We start from the raw sequence: 22,256 nt of genomic DNA, 5'->3' as shown, positions 1-22,256 counted from the left end.
TCCCCGAGAAAAATTAAAAAATAAGTACAGGCAGCAGCATTGAACTGCTGCCTGTTTTTTTACTTATTACTTGTTGATGATCTCGTCAGTATAAGCAAATATGAAGTAGATATCGTTATTGAAATCGACGTTCGTAGTTGCCTTTGTATCATCATATGAAAGACCTAACAGATGGCTTCCTATAGGCGGATACTCGATCTTGCCGGTAGTGGGGTCCTTATAAGGTCTTCTTAAACCCTTTGAACTATCCTGTCTCTGACGGATATTTGTCAGAGGAAGGTTTGCTACCTGGATAGCAACAGGGTCTCTGTAAGCTCTGTAAGCATATGGTCCCTTGCCGCTTCCTGCAGGAACTGCAAGAGCGCCGCCGTCTCTTCTGTCGAGGACGATGGTAACTGCAAGAGTTGATGTACCGATACCGGTACCCAATGTATCATCCACATCTCTGTTGAGAGCTCTGTAAACCTTATTGTCATCGCCTCCGGGAGGAGTAGGAACTACCTCAAGATTTGAGGAGCCCAGTGCGTAACTGAAGTTATAAGCAGCATCTCTTGCTGTGAAGAATGCAGGATTGAGGTCCTGAGTCTCCGTGGGGTCAGCAGATGTGGGGATAGCTGCATCAGAAGTAAAATCGTAAACACGCTCTGTTATCGAGCCCTGAGGGAAATTGGGATCTGTGGTGCTGTTTACCAGTCTTACCACATGGATCTTGCCCTTGAGGGGAACAACAGCTGTACCGTTGTAGCCTACCGTATTCTCAAAGTGTGATTTACGGAAGTCCTCAGCCATTGTTGCAAGGTCGACCTTATTGAAAACAAGGTCGCCGTTTGCATCCATTTTGTCCGAGGTAGCTACTACGATGTCTTCCGAGTACTCAAGCTTACCCTGAAGGTAAACCTGGATATTATTTGCATAAGCATAGGTCTTCTCTGAGATCGAGGTATTCCTGAAAAGTGTTGATACAGGCTTTATGATAGCCATAACACCTACGAGGAGTATGGAGAATATCGCCATAACTACCAGCAGCTCTACGAGAGTAAAACCTTTTCTGGTCATTTTCTTCATAACGACACCTCCGTTACGGATCGATCTCGATAAAATCGAGATTGAGTCCGCCGTTAGCGCCCTTACGGAAGTCCTGCTTCTCCTGAGCGGTCATACCGTCAGTAACTACGTCCTCGGTAGTATACTTCTTGGCAGTCATATCTACTCTGTCGCCCGAACCCTGACCGTATGATCTTGTGTCGATGATCTTCTTTGATGGGTCATTGGGATCAGGTATCTGCACATAGTAGTTTCCTGACGCCTCATCCTGTATAACAGTGATAGAGATCGCTGTATCAGTAAGATCGATATTTCCTAATGTCGGGTCTGTTTTAAGGGTCTTGACGTGGTTAGCCGCATAGGGTGACTCTTCCACTATTTTGTTCTTGAGCTTGTTCGTTGCCTTTGTGGTATTATCGATGTGAGTTCCCACAAGTACGAGAAGTCCGCCCATTATTGCGAATATTGCTATCGAAATGATCATTTCGATAAGAGTCATGCCCTTCAGCTTTTTCTTGCTTTTTTTCATAAGAACATTCCTCCTTTATACGCCCATGAGGTACTTGATCTCGAAACGTCCAAGTGCAGTATTGATGCTTGAACCGCCGTTGCCTACGCCGCCGTTTCCGGAGTTGACAACGCTGAATTTATTAACTGCAGGTGATACCTGTGAAACAAGTGCACTTCCGAGAATAACAGGATTCTTGTTTTCCGTATGTCCATATTCATCTTCGTACTGGATAGTATATGGACCTTGATCAGTGCATCCTATAACAAGCTCGGGTGCCTTGAATGTACCTACCATCATACACTGGTTTTGCATTTTAAGTTTAGCATTTGGAGCCGCGTAATACTCTATGCCCCACTCCTTGTCGTACTTAACAGGCATATTATTACGAACTTCATTTGTAATGATGCTTGTGTTATCAAAGAAGTTGTTTGCACCAACGATAAGGAAGTTTACCTTTCCGTCTGCTGTAGCGTCTCTGTCAACTATTATCTTGTGGTTGTTTGAATTGACATTCTTGATAACTACCCACATCTCGCTGAGAGGCTTGATATGTATATCCTCGGTAATAGTCAGCTGTTGAGTGGGATTTTCCTTGTTGCTGATTATACACGACTTTGTTATAGCACCGCCGCTCCAGAGTTGGTTGGAATCGTTGCGGGCACCATTGACGTATGCATAGGGAAGTGAATCCTGATCACCTGAAACGGGCAGGAACTCATCGGGAACAGATGTGTGATAAATATCTGTTTTATAATTACCCTCATCATCGTAGTTAAGAGCTTCTCTTACCTCGTGAAGGGTCTTGATGATCTTTGTCTCGGGATGAGTTACTGTGAGCACACCTGATGCATCCTTTTCGCCCCAGATATACTCTCTCTGCATTTTTGTGGGATATGCAGGCTTCTTGTAAGCTGCATATGTCTTATATTTAGCCTGACCCTCGAATGCTTCGTCCTCGGTATAGCGCTTGGTATCGCCTTCCTTGCTGTAATATGTGCCCCTTGCGTCTCTTTCTTCAACTTCGTTCTTATCAGCGTCGTAATATGTGTGATCGCTTTCGGAAGTGATTCCCACAACTCTGCCTTCGCTGTCTGTTATGAAGTTACCTTCTTCGTCGCGCTCAAACAGAGGCTTGCCGTCAAAATCGACCTTATACTTTGTCTGGCTGGCATTAACGATAGTAGTCAGATCGTCGATTCCCTCTCCTTCCTGTGTGATGAGGGTCTTGTAATACTCGCCCTCAGACTCGGGAACAGGAGTGTTATCAAAGATGTAGTTATCCTTTACGGTAATATCGGGATAAACCTCATTCTCGTGATATGAGAAGCCGGGCTTCAGAGTTCTTCCGCCGCCGTCACCGTTATATATATCACCTTTTACCGTCAGCTTACCCTCGTCTTTTATTGTTAAATTTCCATGTACAACCAGATCGCCATCGATTACAGTATCATAAACATCTTCAACAACGCAATCTCCCTCTACTCTAACATCGCCATGTATTGTTGCTTTGCAAAGAATAAGGTCGCCCATGCAGTAGATGTTACCACCCATAGAGCCGAACTGGGTTTCCTCCTTCTGAACTACAGAAGTTGCCCATGCGTAGAGCTTGGCGTCCTGACCGGGCAGTCCGAAGTAGTTAACGCCCTTTGTGCCCGTTACATCCTTAGAAGGAACGCGGTTACCGTTGCTGTCCATATACTCCGCTGTATAATCCTGATGAGGATCATGAGGATTTTTATCCATGAGATAAAGGTCGCCCTGAATATTGACAGGACCCTTAGGATTGAGTGTCCCGATGAACACGTTGAAAGGAGCATTGTTTCCTGTTACAAGGTTAAGCTGTGACTGCTGATCCTGTGTAAGCATTCCGTTAATGAAGAGATAAGGAACTTCCTTCTGAGTAAAGTCCTCTGTCATCTCATAATCGAGTTTAATGAAGTTGTTGTTCTCCATAAGCAGATTACCGTCGATAACAGTCTGTGAATAAGGCTTTTCTGCAGTTGCTCTGTCAGGCTTCTTGACTCTGATCTCAAAGCTTGATGTTCCACCGCAGAGTGATGCATTTACATAAGTAAGTGTAGTTTCAACTTTTGTATCATTGTGGAAGTGGTGGAGTCCGGGAACTGTGTCACCGATACCGACGCCAAGACCGCCTGTGATAAGACCGCCGTTAGCGAATGAATTACCGCCGACTTCCTGAAGTCCCTGGATACCGCCGCCATTTGTGACTGTCTGGCTTGAAGGAGCCTTCTGAACGTAAGCAGAAACTGTCTCACGCTCCTTGCCGACCTTACAGGTAGCAGTGATCTTGACTGTATCTACAGGATACCAGCCGTAACTGCCGTCGCCCTTCTTGTCGTAGTAGTCATAAGCACCGGTATTGGGCACATGAGTTACCTCGATGTGGTCTTTGATCCAGTCTCCGTGGCTGTCAATGTACCCTATCTCACCCAGAGTCTTATCATTGATGATGACCTGAGGATGAAGGGCTGGTACAGAGGGGTCTGAGCCGACCGCCTGTACAGCAGCAACGATGCGCTCATCGCGCTTCATTGCTTCGGTGAAGCTCGCAATCGCCGCTCTTGCCGTGTAATTAGCCTGCGATACCGAATACGACCTGTGTGCTCTGTTGCCTGCTGCTGAAGCAAGCGCCAGAGTACCGGTCAGAAAGATAATCAGCAGTGCCATTACACAAACAACAGTGAACAGAATGGAGCCGCGCAATGTTTTCTTTTTCTCTGTTTTCATTTTCCTAACCGCCTTTCAAGTTATTTTTTTCTCATAACTACAGCGTGTAATGTAAGTATTCTGCATACTTGTCTGATTTAGGATCAGTCTGTATTAGGCTTTTCCATGTTGTATACTGAATAAAGAGTGATAACGATCGTTACATCAGAAGTATTTGAGATCTCCTGATTTCCTTCGCCTGCTGTGATCTTCACAACATCCTCTGAATCCTCAGGGAGTGAAGCACCTGCACGCTTAGCGCTGTCCTGTCCGAATGAGTAATCCGTGATAGTAACAGAAGCGATGTTTGCTGCATTCTCAAATTCCTTGAGCTTCTGGAGATAATTGTAAACATTCTTCTTGGTGCCGTTTACTGTCATACCGTACTTTGTCTGAACGATAGATTCCTTTGCTCTCTGAGAGAGTGCATTGCTCTCTGCGTATGTAGCATTGTAAGCCTTTTCAAGGTCGCCGTTGACATCGGCAGCTCTACGCATATCAGCAAGTGAATCCTCGACATCCTCGTAGTAGTAATCGATAGGTCCGAGCTTAGGATTCTCAAGCTCGAGGCTCTTGATGGTTACCTTTGATTCGTCAGCAAAGCTCTGCATATACATATCGATGTATCTTGTGTCGAGAACTCTGTCGAGGGGGATGAATACCTTTGATTCGCTGTTTGTCTTTGTGTAAGTCTCATCGATGTCGTTCTTGATTGTGGGTATCTCATTGATCTTCTTATCGATCTCTGCCTTTGTGTTCTGGAGATCTGAAAGTGTTGAACGGTGTGCCTTGATGTCTTTCATCTTAGGTCTTACAAGTGCGAAGAATCCTATAAGAAGGACTGCTATTGCAATAAGCACCGCTGCAACGATCTTATCTCTGTAAGTAATTTTCATAGTTATTTAGCCTCCTCGTCTTTCTTGGTCTCAGGCTGATAAGCACTCTTGTTGGGCACGAGACTTGCCGCAGCATCAAAGGTGATGTAATCCTTTGACTCCTTGGTCTCCTCAACGGTTCTCGTATCTATCTTATAGCCTGCATAAGCCGCATTTCTGAACAGATCGCTCTCTTGGAGCTTCTGAACATATTCAGCAGGAAGCTTCTGTGCATATTCCTTATCAGGTGCCTCACACTCCACTGAGAAGGTGAGCTCACCGTCCTGATATCTGGGATTGATGATCTTATTATACTCGATGTTCTTTTCCTTACAGAGATCGTCAAGTATCTTCTCGAGCTCATCATATTCAGCGCCTGTGATGTTAGGCTGTGACAGATAAGCATCTCTTGCGTTGTGTATCTTAGCGTAGTAAGCGTTTACAACGTCCTTGAGTGAGAGGAGTCTCTCATGATGCTCAAGCTCTGCTTTGGTCTTGGAAGAGTTGATGTATTCCTCAGTTGCCTTGATGTCATCCTTAACGCCCTTGTCGATAAATAATGTTGCAGCGTAAGCACCGCCTGCGATGAGAAGTGAACCTGCGAGGCATCCGATGAGAGCATAGTTACCTATGTTCTCGTTCTTCATCTTGCTCTTTACAACAGTACCGAGGTCAGCTTCGAGAAGGTTGATCTTCTCAACTTCCTTGTTTCTCTTGAACATAGCGCCGATAGCGTTTGCGTAGAGAGAGAACTCAAGGTTTTCATGACCGTGGATCTGCGGAGGAACATTGATGAGGCTGGTCTTGAGGTCCAGTTTCTCAAGCTCGTCGGTAAGTCTTACATACTCGTGAGTATCACCGTAGAAGATAACGTTCTCGATGGTCTCGCCTGTGTTACGGCTTCTGTGGAACTGGAGCATACGGAAGATGTTCTCGTTTACAGCTTCAAATACATAGTCATCGGAGTAACCGTAGTCGGCAGCATCGATGGAAGCGAAACGCGAGAACGAAAGCTGACCGTGCTCATAGAGGTTGAGTGAGATGAAGTTGTTGTCGATCTGAACAGCAAGGAGAGGCATCTTAGATCTGATCTTTGTATCTGCAAGAAGTACTCTTGTGATACAGTTGCATCCGATCATTACGGACTTCAGCGAGATTGTCGCAAGAAGCTTGAACACTTCCTTGTAGCTGTTTACGATCTCATAGGGACACGCGGTAGCGAGTATCTTGTATGAAGGCTCGCTTGCCTCGCTGCTGTCAGCCTCACCTACGATGATGTAGGATACGCTGTATGAGTCATCCAGATTGAGCTCAGCCTGCATCTGCATCTTAACTGTCTTCTGGAGGTCCTGGCTTCTGCCCTTGGGAACGACCATTTCCTTGAAGATGGTCAGGTTGGAGGAGATCGATACGATCGCTTCCTTATCGGGCATTCTGTGCATTTTCAGCACCTTGTTGATGATAGTAGCAACTGCGGGAACGTCCTTAACGTGTCCGTTAACGATGTATCCTTCCTCTACTGCTACTGTTGCTGCGGAGCTGATCTTGACCTTGCCGTTATTATCAGAACCCTTAACAACTCGTATGTTTCTATCAGTAATATCAAATGAAAGCATTTATCTTTCCACCTTTCCTTATTAACCGTTTTCGAGGCTCTCGAGTGAACCGTAGAGTGCAGGGTATACGCCGCAGACTACAAGACCGATGATTACGCCCATGAATATGAGAAGTACAGGCTGTACGATACCAACGAGTCGCTGAACCGCTGCGTCTGATTCTTCTTCATAGTAATCGGATGTCTTTTCGAGGATAGAGTCAAGAGCACCTGCCTCTTCACCAACGTAGATTACTGAGCAGAACATAGGCTCAAAAATCTCTGTACGGGTGATAGCTGATGAAAGGGTCTCGCCCTGTTTTACCTCGTCGATGACGTTCTCGAATTTCTCATCGATGTACGAATTTCCAAGGATAGCGGAAGATCTTTCGAGGCACTCTACCATGGGGATACCGCTGGAGTAGAGTGAAGAAAGAGTTCTTGCGAATCTTCCTGTGTAGATCTTGGTGACAAGCGGACCAAATCCGGGTCCCTTGATGATCATTCTGTGGACTTTCTTCCTGAAGCTCGGCACAGTCATACCGTACTTGAAAGCAACGAATGCTGCGATAACAATTATGATGAGGAGCCACCATTTTGTTCTCAGGAAGTCACTTATAGCCGCCATCATCTTTGTGAGGAGCGGCATCTTGCTCTTGTCTTCAAACATTTCGATGAATGTAGGCATGATAAACGTAAAGAGGAAGATTACAACAACAATACAGAGTACGAGAAGAACGATAGGGTATACCATTGCACTTCTGATAGAGTTCTTGAGCTTATTCTCCTTCATGTAATGATCCGCCATTCGTGTCATGATGATATCCAGCGAACCGCTGGTCTCACCTGCGCCGACCATTGAGATCAGGAATTCGGGGAAAGAGCCCGAATGCATCTGAAGAGTTGATGAGAAGGATTCACCCTTCTGAACGTTCTCGTAGATATCCTGCCAGATCGCTCTTGCCTTTTCATTTTCCTGCTCTTTGGTGAGGATATCGATGGCTTTTACAAGCGTAAGACCCGAAGTAAGCATAGCACTTAACTGTCTGCAGCAGAAGTTAAGCTCCTTCGTGTTGAACTTGTAGATTGATTTTGAGTCACCTGAATTGCTTTCCTTATAATCCTTGATATACAAGCCCTTTTCCTTGGCTCGCTGCAAGAATTCCTGCTCATTTTCCGCATTGATGACACCCTTTGTATGCTTTCCCCTTGCGTCCTGAGCATCGTAGGAATAACTCTTCATGAAACCACCTCCATAATTAATACTTGTGATGAACGTTTCTCACTGCCTTAATAATAACAATTATATCATTTTAAGAGTTACTTTTCAATCGCTTTTTTGACATAAATAATCTGCCGTTTTTTATCAATATTTACCAAGATTTATACCAGCGGTAATATCGACTATTGTAAACGGCCTATATTCTACACAAATCAACGTCTGAAGGCAGCACAATGATAGGTATTAGCACACAGATACCAAACATTGTTAAACTTCCACAATAATTATAACACACTCGCTTTTAAATTGCAACATAAAAGCTCATTTTTTCTTCTTTTTTTTACAGAATTGTAAACTGCGGCAATTTGCTTAACTGTAATTTAGGCAATTTGCCCGTTCTCCTATTAAATGAACGTTCTTACGCCGCAAAAACCGCAGTGAAACTTGTGGACAAGTTTATAGTTTTTACATTTGATACCCGTTTTCTGCACTTTTCCCATCGTATACTATTATAATATATATATTTTTGTATCTTTCTTTATACCGCCTGCGGCTACATCTCCTGTATGACTCTCCAGAGCTCCTCCGCAACGTCCTTTCCCACGCCTGCGGTGACGGCAAGCTCCTCGGGAGTCGCCCTGCGGAGATTGGCTATGGTCTTGTACTTCATGAACAGCTTCGCCGCCTTCTTCTCGCCTATTCCGCGGACTGTCAGCAGCTCTGAGCTGTAGGTCTTTTTCTTGTGGCGCGAATGCATGAAGCTGACGGAATACCTGTGTACCTCGTCCTGTATCCTCGTTACCAGGTCAAAGACCTGTCTCAGCTCGTTTATCTGTATTTCACGTCCTCCCGTAGCGATGGCACGGGTACGGTGCTTGTCGTCCTTTACCATACCGAACAGCGGTATATCCAGCCCCAGCTCCTTCAGCAGGGGCGCGATGGTGTTGACATGGCCCTTGCCGCCGTCAAGGAGTATCAGGTCGGGAGTCCGTGTGAAGTATTCGTCCCCCTCCCCCGTCAGTATATGCATCAGTCGTCTTTTCAGCACCTCCCGCATACTGCCGTAGTCGTTCTGGAGCTCCTGCTCCTTGATGGTGAAGCGCTTGTACGCCTTTTTCAGCGGTCTGCCGTCCTCGAATACCACCATGCCCGCCACCATGGACTCCGACGACAGGTTGGAGATATCGTATGCCTCGATATACCGCGGCGGCTTGGAAAGTCCCAGACTCTGAGCAAGCTGCTCGAGGGCGATGACCTCTCTGCCTGTGCGGTCGTTTTTTATGGCGGCATACTCCGCGCTGTTGTTCTTGGCGAGCCTGAGCAGCTCCAGCTGACGCCCCTTCTGCGGAACATGGAGCTTCACCCTGCGCTTTGCCTGCTCCTCAAGCATCTCGATGAGGAGCTCACTCTCCTCGGGCATATGGTCAATGATGATATTCTTCGGTATTTCGGTCTTTTTGTAGTAGAATTGCAGCATGAAATGGCTGAGTATGTCCTCGCCGCCGTCGGGCAGCGGAAGCTCGAACACAGCCTTGTCAAAGAGCCTGTCCTCGCGGTACATGAGCACCGAGATGTACAGTCCGTCGGGGTATTCCGCTATGCCGATAACATCCGCGGACTCCACGCCGCTGTTGATTATCTTCTGCTTCTCGGAAGCCTTTTTTATGGCGTTTATCCTGTCGCGGAGCACGGCTGCCTTCTCGAAATCCAGCTCCTCGGCGGCTTTGTTCATGTCCGCCTCCATTCGCTCCACGGACTGAACGCTGCCGCTGCGTATGAACTCCACAGCCTCGTCCACGGTCTTGCGGTAATCCTCGGCACTTATCCTGCCGCGGCAGACTCCCATGCACTGCTTGATGTGGTAGTTGAGGCAGGGGCGTCCCTTGCCTATATCCTGCGGAAATTTCCTGCGGCAGGTGGGCAGCATGAACACTCGGTTGGCTTCGTTGACAGCCTCCTTGGTGATGGCACCGCTGGTGTAGGGCCCCAGATATTTTCCGCTCTGCTTGGTGTTTTTCTCGTTGGTTATGCGGGGGTATTCCTCGTCGGATATGCGGATATAGTGATAGCCCTTGTCGTCCTTCAGCAGGATATTGTACTTGGGCTTGTGCTGCTTTATAAGGCTGCACTCCAGCAGCAGGGCTTCAAACTCGCTGTCAGTGACGATGAAGTCATAGTCGTACACGTTGGACACCATCGCCGCCACCTTTGGCGTATGGTCGGGATTTTCGCGGAAATAGCTGCTGACGCGGTTATGCAGGTTCTTTGCCTTGCCGATGTATATTATGGAGCTGTCCTTCCTCCTCATGATGTAAACTCCCGGAGAGGAGGTCAGCTTTGCTGTTTTTTCCCTCAGATAGGGCAGTCTCGGATTCATATTCACCTTATCCCTTTCATTCACAAAAAAGGGGCACCACGAGGCGCCCCTTACGGCTCAGCGCCGCTTGTTTTTCCTTACCTGCCTGCGAATATAGCTGAATACTGCGTCCTCTCCCTTGTCTCGGAGCATAGTCAGCAGAAATTCCAGCTTTGCCGCAGTTGTCTTCTCGATCACCCTCTTGTGCTTTGAGCGCAGGAAGTAATCCAGCGGCATATTGTCCCTGTAATTTTCCTTGTTGTATATCTTTGAAGCCGCAACTCTGTCGCAGAACATCTCAAATATGAATATATCGGGCATTTTTACGGGTTCAAGCTGCTTTGTCTTTGTGTTATAGTCTGTCCAGTACTCGAAGTGATGGCGGTTCCTGCCCTTATGATGCATCCATGCACGGGAATATCCCGTGACCTCGCGCTCACGCTCATTGGGGCTCCTGTTGCCCTGATAGTACATGACTCCGGGGATGAACTCCGTGGGCGAGAACTTTGACAGGTCGTGGACAAGTCCTCTCCACGGTATGCCTGCCTTTATGCAGTGTATGAGTACCTGATGTCTGTGCTGACGGACGGTCCTGAGATGTCCGAAGAAATTCTCAAAAAGCATCGGAACGCTCCTCACTGTAGCTTCCGTTTATATCGAGAACGCTCTCCTTCTCGATGAGACGTCCGCTGATTATGCGCCTTCCCTCGGAGTATTCGGGGTCTGCCAGCTTCTTCGCCATGATACCCACCGATACCTCCGCCATCTTTGAAAGGTCCACCTCCACTGTGGTGATGGTGGGGATACAGATACTGGAAACTGTGTAATTATCGTAGCCCACAACGCTGATATCCTCGGGAACTCTCACTCCCTTGGACTTCAGCGCGGAGATGACTCTGAATGCGGTCTCGTCGCAGTTGCAGACGAAAGCCGTGGGCATCTCGTCGGGAAAATCTATCTTGTCGTTGAGTATACCTCTCTCATTTCTGTCGCCGATTATCCACTCGTTGCGGAACTCCAGCTCATTCTCCATTATGCACTTGACATAGCCGAGATAGCGGTCGTTGATACTGCTGGTGGCGTTGAGAGTGCCGAAAAAACCTATCTTTCTGTGTCCCTTTTCCACAAGGTGGTCAGTGAGCATATAGCCGCCGTTGAAGCTGTCGGAAATGACAGAGTCGATGTTGTACCTGTTGTCGTAGAAGTCCACGAACATCAGCGGCATGGTCAGCTTGCTGAGACAGTCTATGTAGCTCCTGTGGACCTGTCCTATAACGATTATGCCGTCCACCTTGTTATCGGTGACCATATTGGGCAGTATGCCGTTCTTTTCGCTGTCAGCGGTAACGCACTCATAGACCGTGCAGACGTTGAGCTGTGACAGCTGGTTGGATATGCTGGCGGTGAGCTCCCAGTAGAATGTGCCCCTTGCGCCCACGAACCTCTCTGATGTGAGTATACCCACATTCTTGCCTATTTTCGGCATTGCGAGACGCTTCTTCTCGCTCTTGGTATTGGATGGCTTGTAGCCCATTTTCTCTGCGGTCTCGCAGATCTTTCTTCTCATCTGCTCGCTTACGCCGTCACGTCCTGCAAGGGCGTTGGACACCGTTACCACGCTGACGCCCAGCTTTGTGGCGATGTCGAGCATTTTTACACCGTTTTTCATATGGACCCCCGATAGATCTCCGTATATTACGAAGCTGATAAATTAAATAAACTCAATACATTATACCATGCTTTAAGTAATAAATAAAGCATTTTTGCAAAATTTGTAGGATATGTCAATTTCGTACTGCTTGTATTGTCTAAAATGCAAACTGCGGAGAGCTTTCTCTCCGCAGTTTTTGCTGTTATTTCTTGTCTTTTCCATCATATGAGCCGCGCTGATTACCGTCATCGGCGGCAAAGGGAACAAGTCCCGTAATATCGCCCCATGAAGCCGACGGACAGATGTACTTCTCGTCGTTTTCGGGGTCGGGAACGGGTATCTCCCGCTTTTTTCTGCTCAATTCCATCATCTCCCGTGACTATTATCTGCGAAAAATGATGGATTATACCTTTTTTAAGCTATATCATGCAAGGGTGTCCTTAACGAGGTCAAGCCCCTCCATTGCGGACTCAGTACCCATTACGCAGATATTTCCCGTAGTTCTCAGCTTTTCGGCTGCCTCGCGGAGCTGCTGAGCGGTAACTCCCAGCATACGCTTCTTCTCGGCAGCTCTCTCCTCGTCGGTGATGCCCCTGAACCACAGTCCGTCAGCCTTTCTGCTCTTGTTGCCGTCTGACATGAGGGGTTCATCCTTAGCCACGGAGCTGATGATATACTGCGTGATATCGGGCTCACCTGCACAGTACTGCTCCGTGAAGTCAGCAGCCTTCGCGCATATGTCAAGAGTTGCGGCAGGAGACGGGTCGCGGTAGGAGAAGAAGGACTGCTCTCCCGAAGCCGTCATGAACGCGCCTGTGCCGTAGGCTCCGCCCTTTACTCTTACCTCATTCCAGAGGTACTCAAGGGACAGCGCACGGAAAAGCACCTTTCTTACCGCTGTATCTGCCGAATTATCGGGGAATGCCATTGCGGAGTAGGAAACTCCCGCAGGAATGACCACGCCCTGCTTTGCAGGAAGGTCAAGTCGGAAGCTCATCTCCTTCACCGCAGGAGCATCTCCCTCGGGAAGCGCCGTGATAAGCGCCTCGGGAGAGATATCTCCCGTAACGCTTGCGGTAAGACGCGCCCTGCATACGATACGGCTGCTCAGCGTCTTGACAGCAGCGATGAGCTTCTCGGGAGCCTTTACAGCCTCATGTATACGCTTGTAGCCCTCATAGCCCGACACAAGCTCCGTCACTGCGGACTCCGCAGACAGGCTTGCTCTTACCCTTGTCATGGAGTAGGTGTGACCGTTGGCGATTATGCTCTGCTTGTAGTTCTCGTCGGTCTGGAGGAGCAGCTCCTTTACGGTGTCCTTGTCGTCAAATGAGGTCTTGGTGATTATCTCCGCGATGAGAGCAAGCGCCTCATCGGTGTTCTTGTCGAGAAATCGTGCAGTTACCGAGAAATATGGGCTGCACTTGTCAGTAACGCCCTGCTTTGAGAATACGTCCACGTTGTAGCTTATGCTGCCGAGAAGTCCCGTTATCCTGCGCTGAAGCTCTGCTGCGGAGCTGTCTGCGGTGGGAAGCTCTCCGAGGAGCTCTGACATTGCCGCTGCGGCAGAAAGCTCCTCCTCGGTGCAGTCTGCCAGCGAGAAGTAAAGGCTGACAGCCGCTATGCCCTCATCCGATGAGGGATGACGGAGCACGGTAATGCCGTTTATGTCCGTGACCTCGGTGTCGAAGCTGAGAGGCTCCTCCCCTACCTCGGAAATGGCAAGGTGGGGCATTGTGGCAAGCTGCTCGGCAGTGTCCACGGACTGCTGCCACTCGTCCAGCTTGCGGTTCTGCTCGACGATAACGTCCTTTTCCTCGCAGGCAAGCCCATCAACGATAGCTGCAAGACGCTTTGCCTCGTCAGCCTTCTGCTCGTCGCCGTAGGTGCGTGAGGGCAGGAGATACAGCTCGGCTGTTCCCTCCTCCTCAAGGAGCCACTGTCTGAGAAGCTCCTCAAAATAGCCGCTCTCGGTCTTTGCTCTCAGGCTGTCAAATACCTCGCCCATCTCAAGATAGAGAAGCGGATCGCCGCCGTAGAGCCATGCGGACAGGGCGTTGATATTGCGTGTCAGACCTCTGGGCTCGCCGCCTGCACGGTAACGGAACTCCAGACGGTTTATGGCTGCGGTGAGGAGTTCACTGCCTATGCCCTTTTCACAAAGCTCGGATACTGCGCTGCGGAGAGTCTCCTTCAGACTGCCGCAGTTCTCCTCATCGGTGTTGTTTATGGCGATACAGCCAAAGGGCTGCATGATGCCGTCGCTTACTTCAAGTGATACGTCAAGGCAGAGTCCCGTGTCGAGGAGAGCGCGTTTCAGCGGCGCGTCGTTGGAGCCGGTAAGAGCTTCTCCCAGAACGGAAGCGGCAGTTATCTTCTCGCGGTCCTGCCAGCTTCCCAGCACCTTGCCTATGAGGTAGTATGTATGGTTGGACTCCTCCTCGTCGGGAGATATCTCGTAATAACTCTTTTTCACCGTGGGAGCAATAGGAGCCTGCACGGGGATATCGTTCTCCACCTCACGCTTGTCGAAACGGCAGAGGTACTCGCCGTCTATGAGCTCCAGAACAGAGTCTATATCCACGGGACCGTCAAGGTATATGTAGGCGTTTGAGGGGTGATAGTAGGTCTTATGCCCCTGAATGAACTGCTCGTATGACAGGTCGGGGATAGACTCGGGAAGTCCGCCCGACTCAAATCTGTAACAGCTGTCGGGATAGAGAGCCTGCATCATATCCGACTCCATGCGGCTGTATACCGAGGACATGGCGCCCTTCATCTCATTGAACACAACGCCCTTGTATACAGGAGTATCGGAGCTGCTTCGCATTTCGATGTGCCAGCCCTCCTGATAGAAGATGTTGGGGTTATAGTATATGGCAGGTGCGAACACTGCGTCAAGGTATACCCTTGTAAGGTTCATGAAGTCCGTGTCGTTTCGGCTGGAAACGGGGAAAACAGTCTTGTCGGGGTAGGTCATGGCGTTGAGGAAGGTGTTCATGGTGCCCTTCATGAGCTCCAGAAAGGGCTCCTTTACGGGGTATTTCTCGGAGCCGCCAAGAACAGAGTGCTCCAGAATGTGGAAGATACCCGTATCGTCCGTGGGAGGAGTCTTAAAGGCTACGGAAAAGAGCTTGTTCTCACCGCTGTTTTTCAGCCAGACAAGCCTTGCTCCTGTCTTTATGTGCTGCATCTCTATGAGCTCCGAGCCGCAGTCGGGGGCGGGAGCTGTTCGTGTAACGGTAAATCCGTGGATAATGTCGTTTACTTTCATTGTTTACCTCCTGTTTTCGTATATAAAACATTATACCATTACATCAGGATTTATGCAAGTGCAGTTTGCTGCGGACAACATCCCCCTGTGTAAAAGCTGTCCGTAAGACTGCATATTGCTGCTAAGATAAATCAAAATTTAGCGCGTATGCGAAAAAATGGAAATGTAGGGGACGGCGTCCTCGACGTCCCGAAAAATTCGTATTATAGTGGCGACTATCATTCGCTCAATCAAGGGACGCCCTCACTTGCAGGGCGTCCCCTCTCAAAAAACAGTCCACCGGACTGTTTTTTGATTCACCCCTTGCGGAGCGCTTTGTTTTATTTCGTCGCCTTAAAAGCTGAAAGCGACGACCAGAGGCGCTGCCTCTGGACTCTGCCAAAGGAACACAGTCCCTTTGGAATCCCTTACATAGGCTCGGCGTACTTATTGCGCTGTAAGCGATGTACAAATACCATTTTTGATATTATTAAGCGAGTTTACGAGCGACAACGTGGCAAGCGGTCGAGCTGGCTCAGCTCGAAATTCCGATTTATGCTGCTGAGCGGCAATAAAAATGCCATAGCACTTCTGTCCTTGCATCAGAAATACTATGGCATAAATTCCTATATCAGTGCCGCACTTATAGCACGTTTTTATGCAGCGCGGGTGAGGACGTTGCTGTTCTTGTCGTCGATGATAGTGAGAGTATCCCCGTCCAACTTGAACTCCGCGGTTATCTCGTCGGAATCCTCGTCCGCAGAGGGGATGATGAGGGGTGAGCAGCCCGAGATAACAAGTTCGCTGCCCTCGGTCTTGTATGTGAACATATCGTTGAACACCACGAAGCTCTTATCGCCCTTGAGCTCAACGGTGATATCTGCGCTTTCACTTTCCGATGAGACAGAATTTTCAAGGCTGTCATAAAGACTTCCGCCTGTGAGATCATATGTACCGTCAAAGCCGCTTCCGCCGCTCTTTGTTCTCTTCATTACGATAACGTCGCTGTTGTTAAGGGTAACTGTAACAACGTCATTTTCCTCGGTAATGTACTCCTTGTCCACAGCATAGCCGTAGAGCACCATGCTGTCCTCGGTGAAGCTGAATATAGAAGTGGTCTCCTCGTATACAGAGCCCTTTCCCTTGTCGCTGAATATGAGTCCCACGCTGCTGACATCCTCGTTGGGGCTTTCGCTGAAAGCCCATTTTCCCGTGATATCAGCGGTCTTTTCCTTTTTCTTTGTGTCAGATGACTTTCCGCAGGAAGCCAGCGAAAAAACTGCCAGAGAGCAGGCAATTATTGATGTGATAAGCTTTTTCATAACAATATCCTCCCGAAATGTTCGGACAACTCTGTCCGTATATACAGTATACGCAGGGAAAACGGTATTTCCGAGGTATCACCGAAAAAAACTCAGCAGATATCATTATATCACTTCCGACAGGATAATGCAAGTGGCATGGAATAGCTTGACACAGCAGTCCGCAAATGGTACAATTATCTCGTAAAATACATAAGGAGGGCTGTTTATGAGTTTTTTCAGAGCAGCAGCGGCGGCAGCTGTACTGCTTGCGGCAGTGCCCGCGGCGGTTTTCGCAGACAGTGCCATTGACATGGACTACAACAGCGACGGAGCAGTTGACATATTTGACATGGTATCGGCAAGAAAACAGGGAGCCAATGCAGACGAGCTCCACCGTCTCAGCGGATTTCTCCTCGGCAGCGGCGCGGAGTCTCCCCTATCGGAAAAGTACCGTCTTGTGTGGAGCGATGAATTTGACGGCAGCAGCCTTGACGCGGACAAATGGTCCTATGAGCTGGGCAACTGGAAGCTGGACGAAAGCGGCAACTATATCACAAACGGCTGGGGCAACAACGAGCAGGAGTTCTACACCGACAGGAACGCCGCAGTAAAGGACGGAGTCCTCACCATTTCCGCGCGCAAGGAGAGCTACACCGACGAGAGACAGGGAAGCTACGACTATACGTCATCAAGGCTGAGCACACAGCACAAGTTCTCGGTCTGCGGCGGAAGGATAGAGGTGAGAGCAAGGTGCGACTCGGGCAAGTCACTGTGGCCTGCCATATGGATGCTCCCCGAGGACAGCGCTTACGGCGGCTGGGCTTCATCGGGCGAGATAGACATAATGGAGGGCTGGGGCAGCACTCCCGAAAAGATATGCGGTACCGTCCATTTCGGAGGAGTATGGCCGAACAACAGATACCTGACAGGCGAATACGGCTTCCCCGAGGGCGACAGCACCGAGAACTGGCACACTTACAGCATAGAGTGGGACAAGGGCGAGATACGCTGGTATGTGGACGACAGCCTTTACAGCACACAGGCCGACTGGTATTCCGAGGGCTTCAGCTATCCTGCGCCCTTTGACCAGAATTTCTACATCATACTCAATCTGGCTGTGGGCGGACATTTCGACGGCGTTGACGGCATATATGCCGAACCTGCCACATTTGCAAGCGGCGACAAGAACTTCGATATCGACTATGTGAGGGTATACGAGGATACGTCCTCGGACTTCCGCCCCACCGAGATGACCTCCCTTGCTCTTGACAATTACATCGAGGGCGCAGATGCTTCCGTAGTGAACAAGGAGGGATGCACGGTCATAGACGTCAGGAACGCAGGCTCTCTTGAATACGCAGTAATGGGACTTCTCCGCGGCAGAGCGGTCAAAAAGGGCGTCAGGTATCAGCTCAGCTTTGACGCGGTATCAACTGCCGAAAGAAGCATGGTGGTGACAGCAGAGGACAGCTCCTACACCCGCTATCTTGACGAGAAGGTGACAATATCCCCCGAGAAGAAGCATTTCTCCCTCGGAGTGACCTTCGGCAGCGATATGCAAGCGGATATAAAGTTCCAGCTCGGCAATATCGACGGCGCGGCAGGCATAGGCGCCCATGAAGTCACACTTTCCGATATACGCTGGGAGGAAGTTCCCGCGACATAAAACAGAAAAGCCATAGCACCTGTCCCTTTCGGGAAGTGCTATGGCTTATTTTTTATGCTGCGCCGAGGATCATTTCTCGGGCTTGTCGTTCACCGTCTGTGTGATGTTGGGCTTGCCCTCTCCGTCAACAGGCTCCTGAACAGGAACTATCTGCTCTGCGTTGGGCTCATACCTGAGGATGATCTTCTTGATCTCCTCGTCACGGGTGAGGTTATATGTCATTTTCAGCGCCATGAGTGCATTGGGGATATCGTCCTCCCTGATGTAGTTTGCCGAAAGCTGTGCAGCTACGGAAACAACGTCCTCATTGGGACCAAAGGGCACATCGTACTTCTTCATGGTCTCAATTATCTCATCACGGTTGGGCTGCTTTATGGGACCGCCCTTGAGCTGTACGAGCTCTCTCATCTCATTGGGGATGGCAGGGTGAGGTGCAAACATAACACTTGCTGTAAGGAAAGTGGCTGCATCGTCGTACTCGCCCATATCAGTCAGGGCATAGCCCACGTTTGCGTAGCATCTTGCGATGGCTATGGGTGAGGAAGCGACCTTCAGCGTCTCCTTGGTGGTCTCGATTATCATTCTCTTGTTTTTCAGGAGCTTGTATATCTCCGCCAGCTCAAATCTGGGACCGCAGTCAAGGGGATTGAAGTCCATAGCCTGCTCCAGTATGGGGATGGCGTCAAGAGGTGAGCCCATCTCAACAAGGATATATGCATATGTAGTAAGCATGGTTGCGAAGTCGAAGGGAGCACGGTTAAGTGTCTTCTCGGGCTTGTATCTGAGCTGATAGAGGTTATCCTCAAAGGGATTTCTCAGGGAGACGAACTTTGCTGTCTCGCCCTCCTTGTAGTCGAGCATTATCTTCTTGTAAAGACGCTCTGCAAGGTTCTTTGCCTCATTGAGGTCCTTTTCGCCTACGAGCTTTACTATCTTTGCCTGTACCTGATCAAGGCGCTCGCCGTCGAGATGTGTCAGTCTTTCGACCTCTTCCTTCTGGGACTGAGGCATGATCTCTATGATCAGCTTTGTAACTGCTTCAACGCCCTCGACGTTGCCCTCCTTTGCAAATCGCTCTCCTTCCTTGCGAAGGAACTCGTTGTTATCATCGGGTGAGTCGGTGAGCTTTGCTCTCAGCTCCTCAAGGATATTGTTTTCTGCCATTATTTCTCCTCATTTCATCTGTGCTGTTTTTGATCAGAAGCCTCTCTTGGACATTTCCTTCTTGAACTTGGCATCGATCTTGTCCTGCTTCTTCTTAGCCTTCAGCTCGGACTTCGTCATGTAGCGTGCGTCCTTCTCAAGGGGCTGGTGCATTTTCGGTGAAGAACCGCCGCCTCTGTAAGTATTTCTTGCAGGCGACTTGTACTCCTCGAATACGGGAACTGCCTGCTGAGCCTGAACTGCCTTCTGTCTCTTTGCGGAATCGTCGCCCATTGTTGAGAGAACGTCCTCTACGGAAGTAAGTACGGGGCTGTTAGCCTTGAGTCCCTGTGTATCGATAAGGTTCTTGTCAGCATACTCCTTGGAGCTTGCGATAGCGTTGATAAATGCCTGTGAAGTCTGCTTGCTGTGAGGATTTACAGCGATCTGAGAGATATTTGCCTTGGGAACGCCGCTCTGCTGAACAGGCTTTTTCGGAACAGGCGAATGTACAGGTGCAGGCTGAACGGGTGCTGTCTGCTGAGGCTGAACTGCAGGCTGAACAGGAGCTGCTGCGGCTCTCTGTGCCTGAGCAGCTGTCTGCTGTGCGGGTGCTGCTGCCTGCTGAGGCTTAGCCTGCGGTCTGGGAGCAGCTGCCTGCTGTGCGGGTGCTGCTGCCTGCTGAGGTCTTGCTGCCTGAAGCGGAACATACACGGGCTGACCCTTCTGGTCATAGCCTGCAAGCTTCATCTGAATGTACTTGTAAACAGGCTGGTTATTTGAATCGTAGCCTGCAAGCTGGGGCACCTTTATGATCTGGGGCTGCTGAGGTGCTGCCTGTCTGGGCTGTTCTGTATTCTCTGTATTAGCTTCTGCGCCTCTGCCGGGTGCAACATAATTATAATCGCTCATATTTGAATCAAACTCCTCTTCCGCCATGAAAGGCTCATTATATATGGGTTGTGCAATCTCATCCGACAAAGGTGCCGCGATGTCTTCAAATGCAGGCATCTCGTCAAGTACGGGAGCTGCAACGTCCTCAACTGAGGGAATCTCATCGAGTACGGGAGCTGCTATGTCCTCGACTGAGGGTATCTCGTCGAGTACGGGTGCTGCGATGTCCTCAACTGAGGGTATCTCGTCAAGAACGGGTGCTGCTATGTCCTCAACTGAGGGAATCTCATCGAGTACGGGTGCTGCAATGTCCTCAACTGAGGGTATCTCGTCAAGAACGGGTGCTGCAATGTCCTCGACCGAGGGTATCTCGTCAAGTACGGGAGCTGCTATGTCCTCAACTGAGGGTATCTCGTCGAGTACGGGAGCTGCGATGTCCTCGACCGAGGGTATCTCGTCGAGTACGGGTGCTGCGATGTCCTCGACCGAGGGTATCTCGTCGAGTACGGGGGCTGCGATATCCTGTATCGCAGGTATGTCAAGTTCATCCATTTCCTTGGGAAGATTTTCGTCATACTGGGGATATACGGGAGCAGGCTCAGCTTCCATAACGGGCTCGGGTACCGGCTGAACTGTTCCGTCTGCTCCGAAGAGCTGATTTGCAACGAAGTCCCATTCGCTTCCCTGTATGATCTCCTGACCGTCATCCACTGTCGGCACGCCGCCGTCATAAACAGGAGCAACAGGCGAAAGCTCTGTGCCGTCAACGTCTATGATCTGCTGGTCGTTATAAATAGGCGGCTGACTGTACAGCGGCTCTCCGTAGGGCTGACCGTAAGGCTGTTCCTGTGCGGGAGCATTGTTGATGGAGAACATCTGCATTATGTCCTCCTCTGTCTGAGGCTGTACCGCAGGCTCGGGAGCTGTCTCTGCCGACTGCGGAGCAGGAATAGCGAACTGTGCGAGGAAATCGTCCTCGGGTCTTGCAGCAGCAGGTGCAGCTGCTTCCTCATCAACTGGCTTGTTTATTGCAAACTGTGCAAGGAAATCATCCTGCGGTGCCGGTGCAGGAGCAGGTGCCGGAGCGGGCTCGGGCTGCTCGTTCTGAGGAGCGTTTATAGCAAACTGTGCCAGACCTGCGTCCATGGGAACTCCTGTTCCGGGGATGGTACTTACAGGGGGCTCGGGAGCCTGAGAGGCTTCCTGTGCTCTTCTTGCTTCCTCGGCAGCTCTTGCAGCTCTTGCCTCTTCAGCTGCTTTTCTTCTTGCCTCTTCTTCTTTCCTCTGTGCGTCGGGATCTCTTGTGATCCTTGCAGTGGTATTTCCGAGGGGAACTATTCCCTCATCGCCAATGCCCATCTTTTCGCGCTTTTTCTCTTCCTTCAGAAGCAGAGCCATTTCCTTTTTATCGGCCTTGATCATCTTTTTTGCAAGACTTGCCTTACACTTCTCACAGGTGATCTCCTTCAGGTCTCGCATTTTCGAGGTCCTGTGAAAACGTGTTACATTTTCGGGCCTGAGAAGGTTTATTCCGCAGCCTGTCTTTTTGTCATTCTCGGTGCCGTGAACCACCTTATCATACGAAGACGTTACCAATGTTATATCCATAGTCCTCTCCCCACCGCGGCTCAAAAGCCGCAGCCTCCGCTTTACGGCAGCGGAACGCCGATTTCCCAGCTCGCAAGGATCAGCTCTGCATCGTAGATCGGCACAGTAAAGAGGGTCTGTGCCGCAAAGCTCCTGATGCGAATAACTATACAAGTATATTATACATGATACTTCAAAAAAAATCAACACTTTCTTAAAAAATGAACGCAAAAATTATACCCATTTTAAAATTTTCGGTGAAAATAACAAATCGTTATTGATTTTTTTGTCAAATTCTACTTACATTGTTTAAGTTAAATTAGGTAAATGCGAGTATTTCGTTACTTTGCCGTGATGCTGCGCCGATACGCTTCCTATCAGATAGAACAAAATCGTGCCCCTTTACTGCTATTATTTTACATAGACGTA

The 22,256-nt window shown here is 49.3% G+C and carries 15 protein-coding genes; 1 reads left to right on the top strand and 14 read right to left on the bottom strand.

Annotated elements, in window-relative coordinates; translation table 11 throughout:
* Window positions 1–66: 66 nt before the first annotated feature.
* From DSZ37_RS07160 to DSZ37_RS07110, 12 genes are all read right to left on the bottom strand, one after another.
* Window positions 67–1,065 (bottom strand): PulJ/GspJ family protein, encoded by a 999-nt coding sequence (locus DSZ37_RS07160; RefSeq protein ID WP_109726230.1) that lies wholly within the window; start codon window positions 1,063–1,065, stop codon window positions 67–69.
* Window positions 1,066–1,078: 13 nt separating this feature from the next.
* Window positions 1,079–1,573 carry a PulJ/GspJ family protein gene (locus DSZ37_RS07155; protein WP_109726229.1) on the bottom strand — a complete coding sequence of 165 codons (495 nt, stop codon included), beginning with the start codon at window positions 1,571–1,573 and terminating at the stop codon, window positions 1,079–1,081.
* A 15-nt stretch (window positions 1,574–1,588) separates the two neighbouring features.
* Complete coding sequence (locus DSZ37_RS07150; RefSeq protein WP_109726228.1) at window positions 1,589–4,303, bottom strand: polymer-forming cytoskeletal protein; 2,715 nt, start codon at window positions 4,301–4,303, stop codon at window positions 1,589–1,591.
* Window positions 4,304–4,386: 83 nt separating this feature from the next.
* On the bottom strand, window positions 4,387–5,178 hold the full coding sequence (locus DSZ37_RS07145) for a hypothetical protein (protein ID WP_109726227.1): 792 nt from the start codon (window positions 5,176–5,178) through the stop codon (window positions 4,387–4,389).
* Window positions 5,179–5,180: 2 nt separating this feature from the next.
* On the bottom strand, window positions 5,181–6,773 hold the full coding sequence (pilM, locus tag DSZ37_RS07140; protein ID WP_109726226.1) for a pilus assembly protein PilM: 1,593 nt from the start codon (window positions 6,771–6,773) through the stop codon (window positions 5,181–5,183).
* 21 nt (window positions 6,774–6,794) lie between these two features.
* Window positions 6,795–7,994 carry a type II secretion system F family protein gene (locus DSZ37_RS07135; RefSeq protein ID WP_109726225.1) on the bottom strand — a complete coding sequence of 400 codons (1,200 nt, stop codon included), beginning with the start codon at window positions 7,992–7,994 and terminating at the stop codon, window positions 6,795–6,797.
* Between the two features lie 532 nt (window positions 7,995–8,526).
* Window positions 8,527–10,350: an excinuclease ABC subunit UvrC gene (gene uvrC, locus DSZ37_RS07130; protein ID WP_109726224.1), complete on the bottom strand. Its 1,824-nt coding sequence runs from the start codon at window positions 10,348–10,350 to the stop codon at window positions 8,527–8,529.
* 57 nt (window positions 10,351–10,407) lie between these two features.
* Window positions 10,408–10,953, bottom strand: a complete 546-nt coding sequence (locus DSZ37_RS07125) for a DUF5662 family protein (protein WP_109726223.1) — start codon at window positions 10,951–10,953, stop codon at window positions 10,408–10,410.
* Window positions 10,943–11,998, bottom strand: a complete 1,056-nt coding sequence (locus DSZ37_RS07120; protein WP_242978584.1) for a LacI family DNA-binding transcriptional regulator — start codon at window positions 11,996–11,998, stop codon at window positions 10,943–10,945. The genes DSZ37_RS07125 and DSZ37_RS07120 overlap by 11 nt, the downstream gene beginning before the upstream one ends.
* Window positions 11,999–12,182: 184 nt before the next feature.
* Window positions 12,183–12,341, bottom strand: a complete 159-nt coding sequence (locus DSZ37_RS17670) for a hypothetical protein (protein WP_181380263.1) — start codon at window positions 12,339–12,341, stop codon at window positions 12,183–12,185.
* 63 nt (window positions 12,342–12,404) lie between these two features.
* Window positions 12,405–15,254 (bottom strand): insulinase family protein, encoded by a 2,850-nt coding sequence (locus DSZ37_RS07115; protein ID WP_109726222.1) that lies wholly within the window; start codon window positions 15,252–15,254, stop codon window positions 12,405–12,407.
* A 635-nt stretch (window positions 15,255–15,889) separates the two neighbouring features.
* Window positions 15,890–16,555, bottom strand: coding sequence for a hypothetical protein (locus DSZ37_RS07110; protein WP_109726221.1), 666 nt, complete (start codon window positions 16,553–16,555; stop codon window positions 15,890–15,892).
* A gap of 208 nt (window positions 16,556–16,763) precedes the next feature.
* On the opposite strand from DSZ37_RS07110, the gene DSZ37_RS07105 reads away from it, so the two are divergent.
* Window positions 16,764–18,203, top strand: a complete 1,440-nt coding sequence (locus DSZ37_RS07105; protein WP_109726220.1) for a glycoside hydrolase family 16 protein — start codon at window positions 16,764–16,766, stop codon at window positions 18,201–18,203.
* A 69-nt stretch (window positions 18,204–18,272) separates the two neighbouring features.
* On the opposite strand, the gene DSZ37_RS07100 is transcribed toward DSZ37_RS07105, so the two are convergent.
* Window positions 18,273–19,367, bottom strand: coding sequence for a hypothetical protein (locus tag DSZ37_RS07100; RefSeq protein WP_109726219.1), 1,095 nt, complete (start codon window positions 19,365–19,367; stop codon window positions 18,273–18,275).
* A gap of 33 nt (window positions 19,368–19,400) precedes the next feature.
* Window positions 19,401–21,848, bottom strand: coding sequence for a hypothetical protein (locus DSZ37_RS07095; protein WP_109726218.1), 2,448 nt, complete (start codon window positions 21,846–21,848; stop codon window positions 19,401–19,403).
* Window positions 21,849–22,256: the final 408 nt, after the last annotated feature.

Source organism: Ruminococcus flavefaciens (genome assembly GCF_900116855.1).
In the GTDB taxonomy this organism is placed as follows: Bacteria; Bacillota; Clostridia; order Oscillospirales; family Ruminococcaceae; genus Ruminococcus; species Ruminococcus flavefaciens_R.
This window is presented reverse-complemented; position numbering and strand designations above follow the sequence as displayed.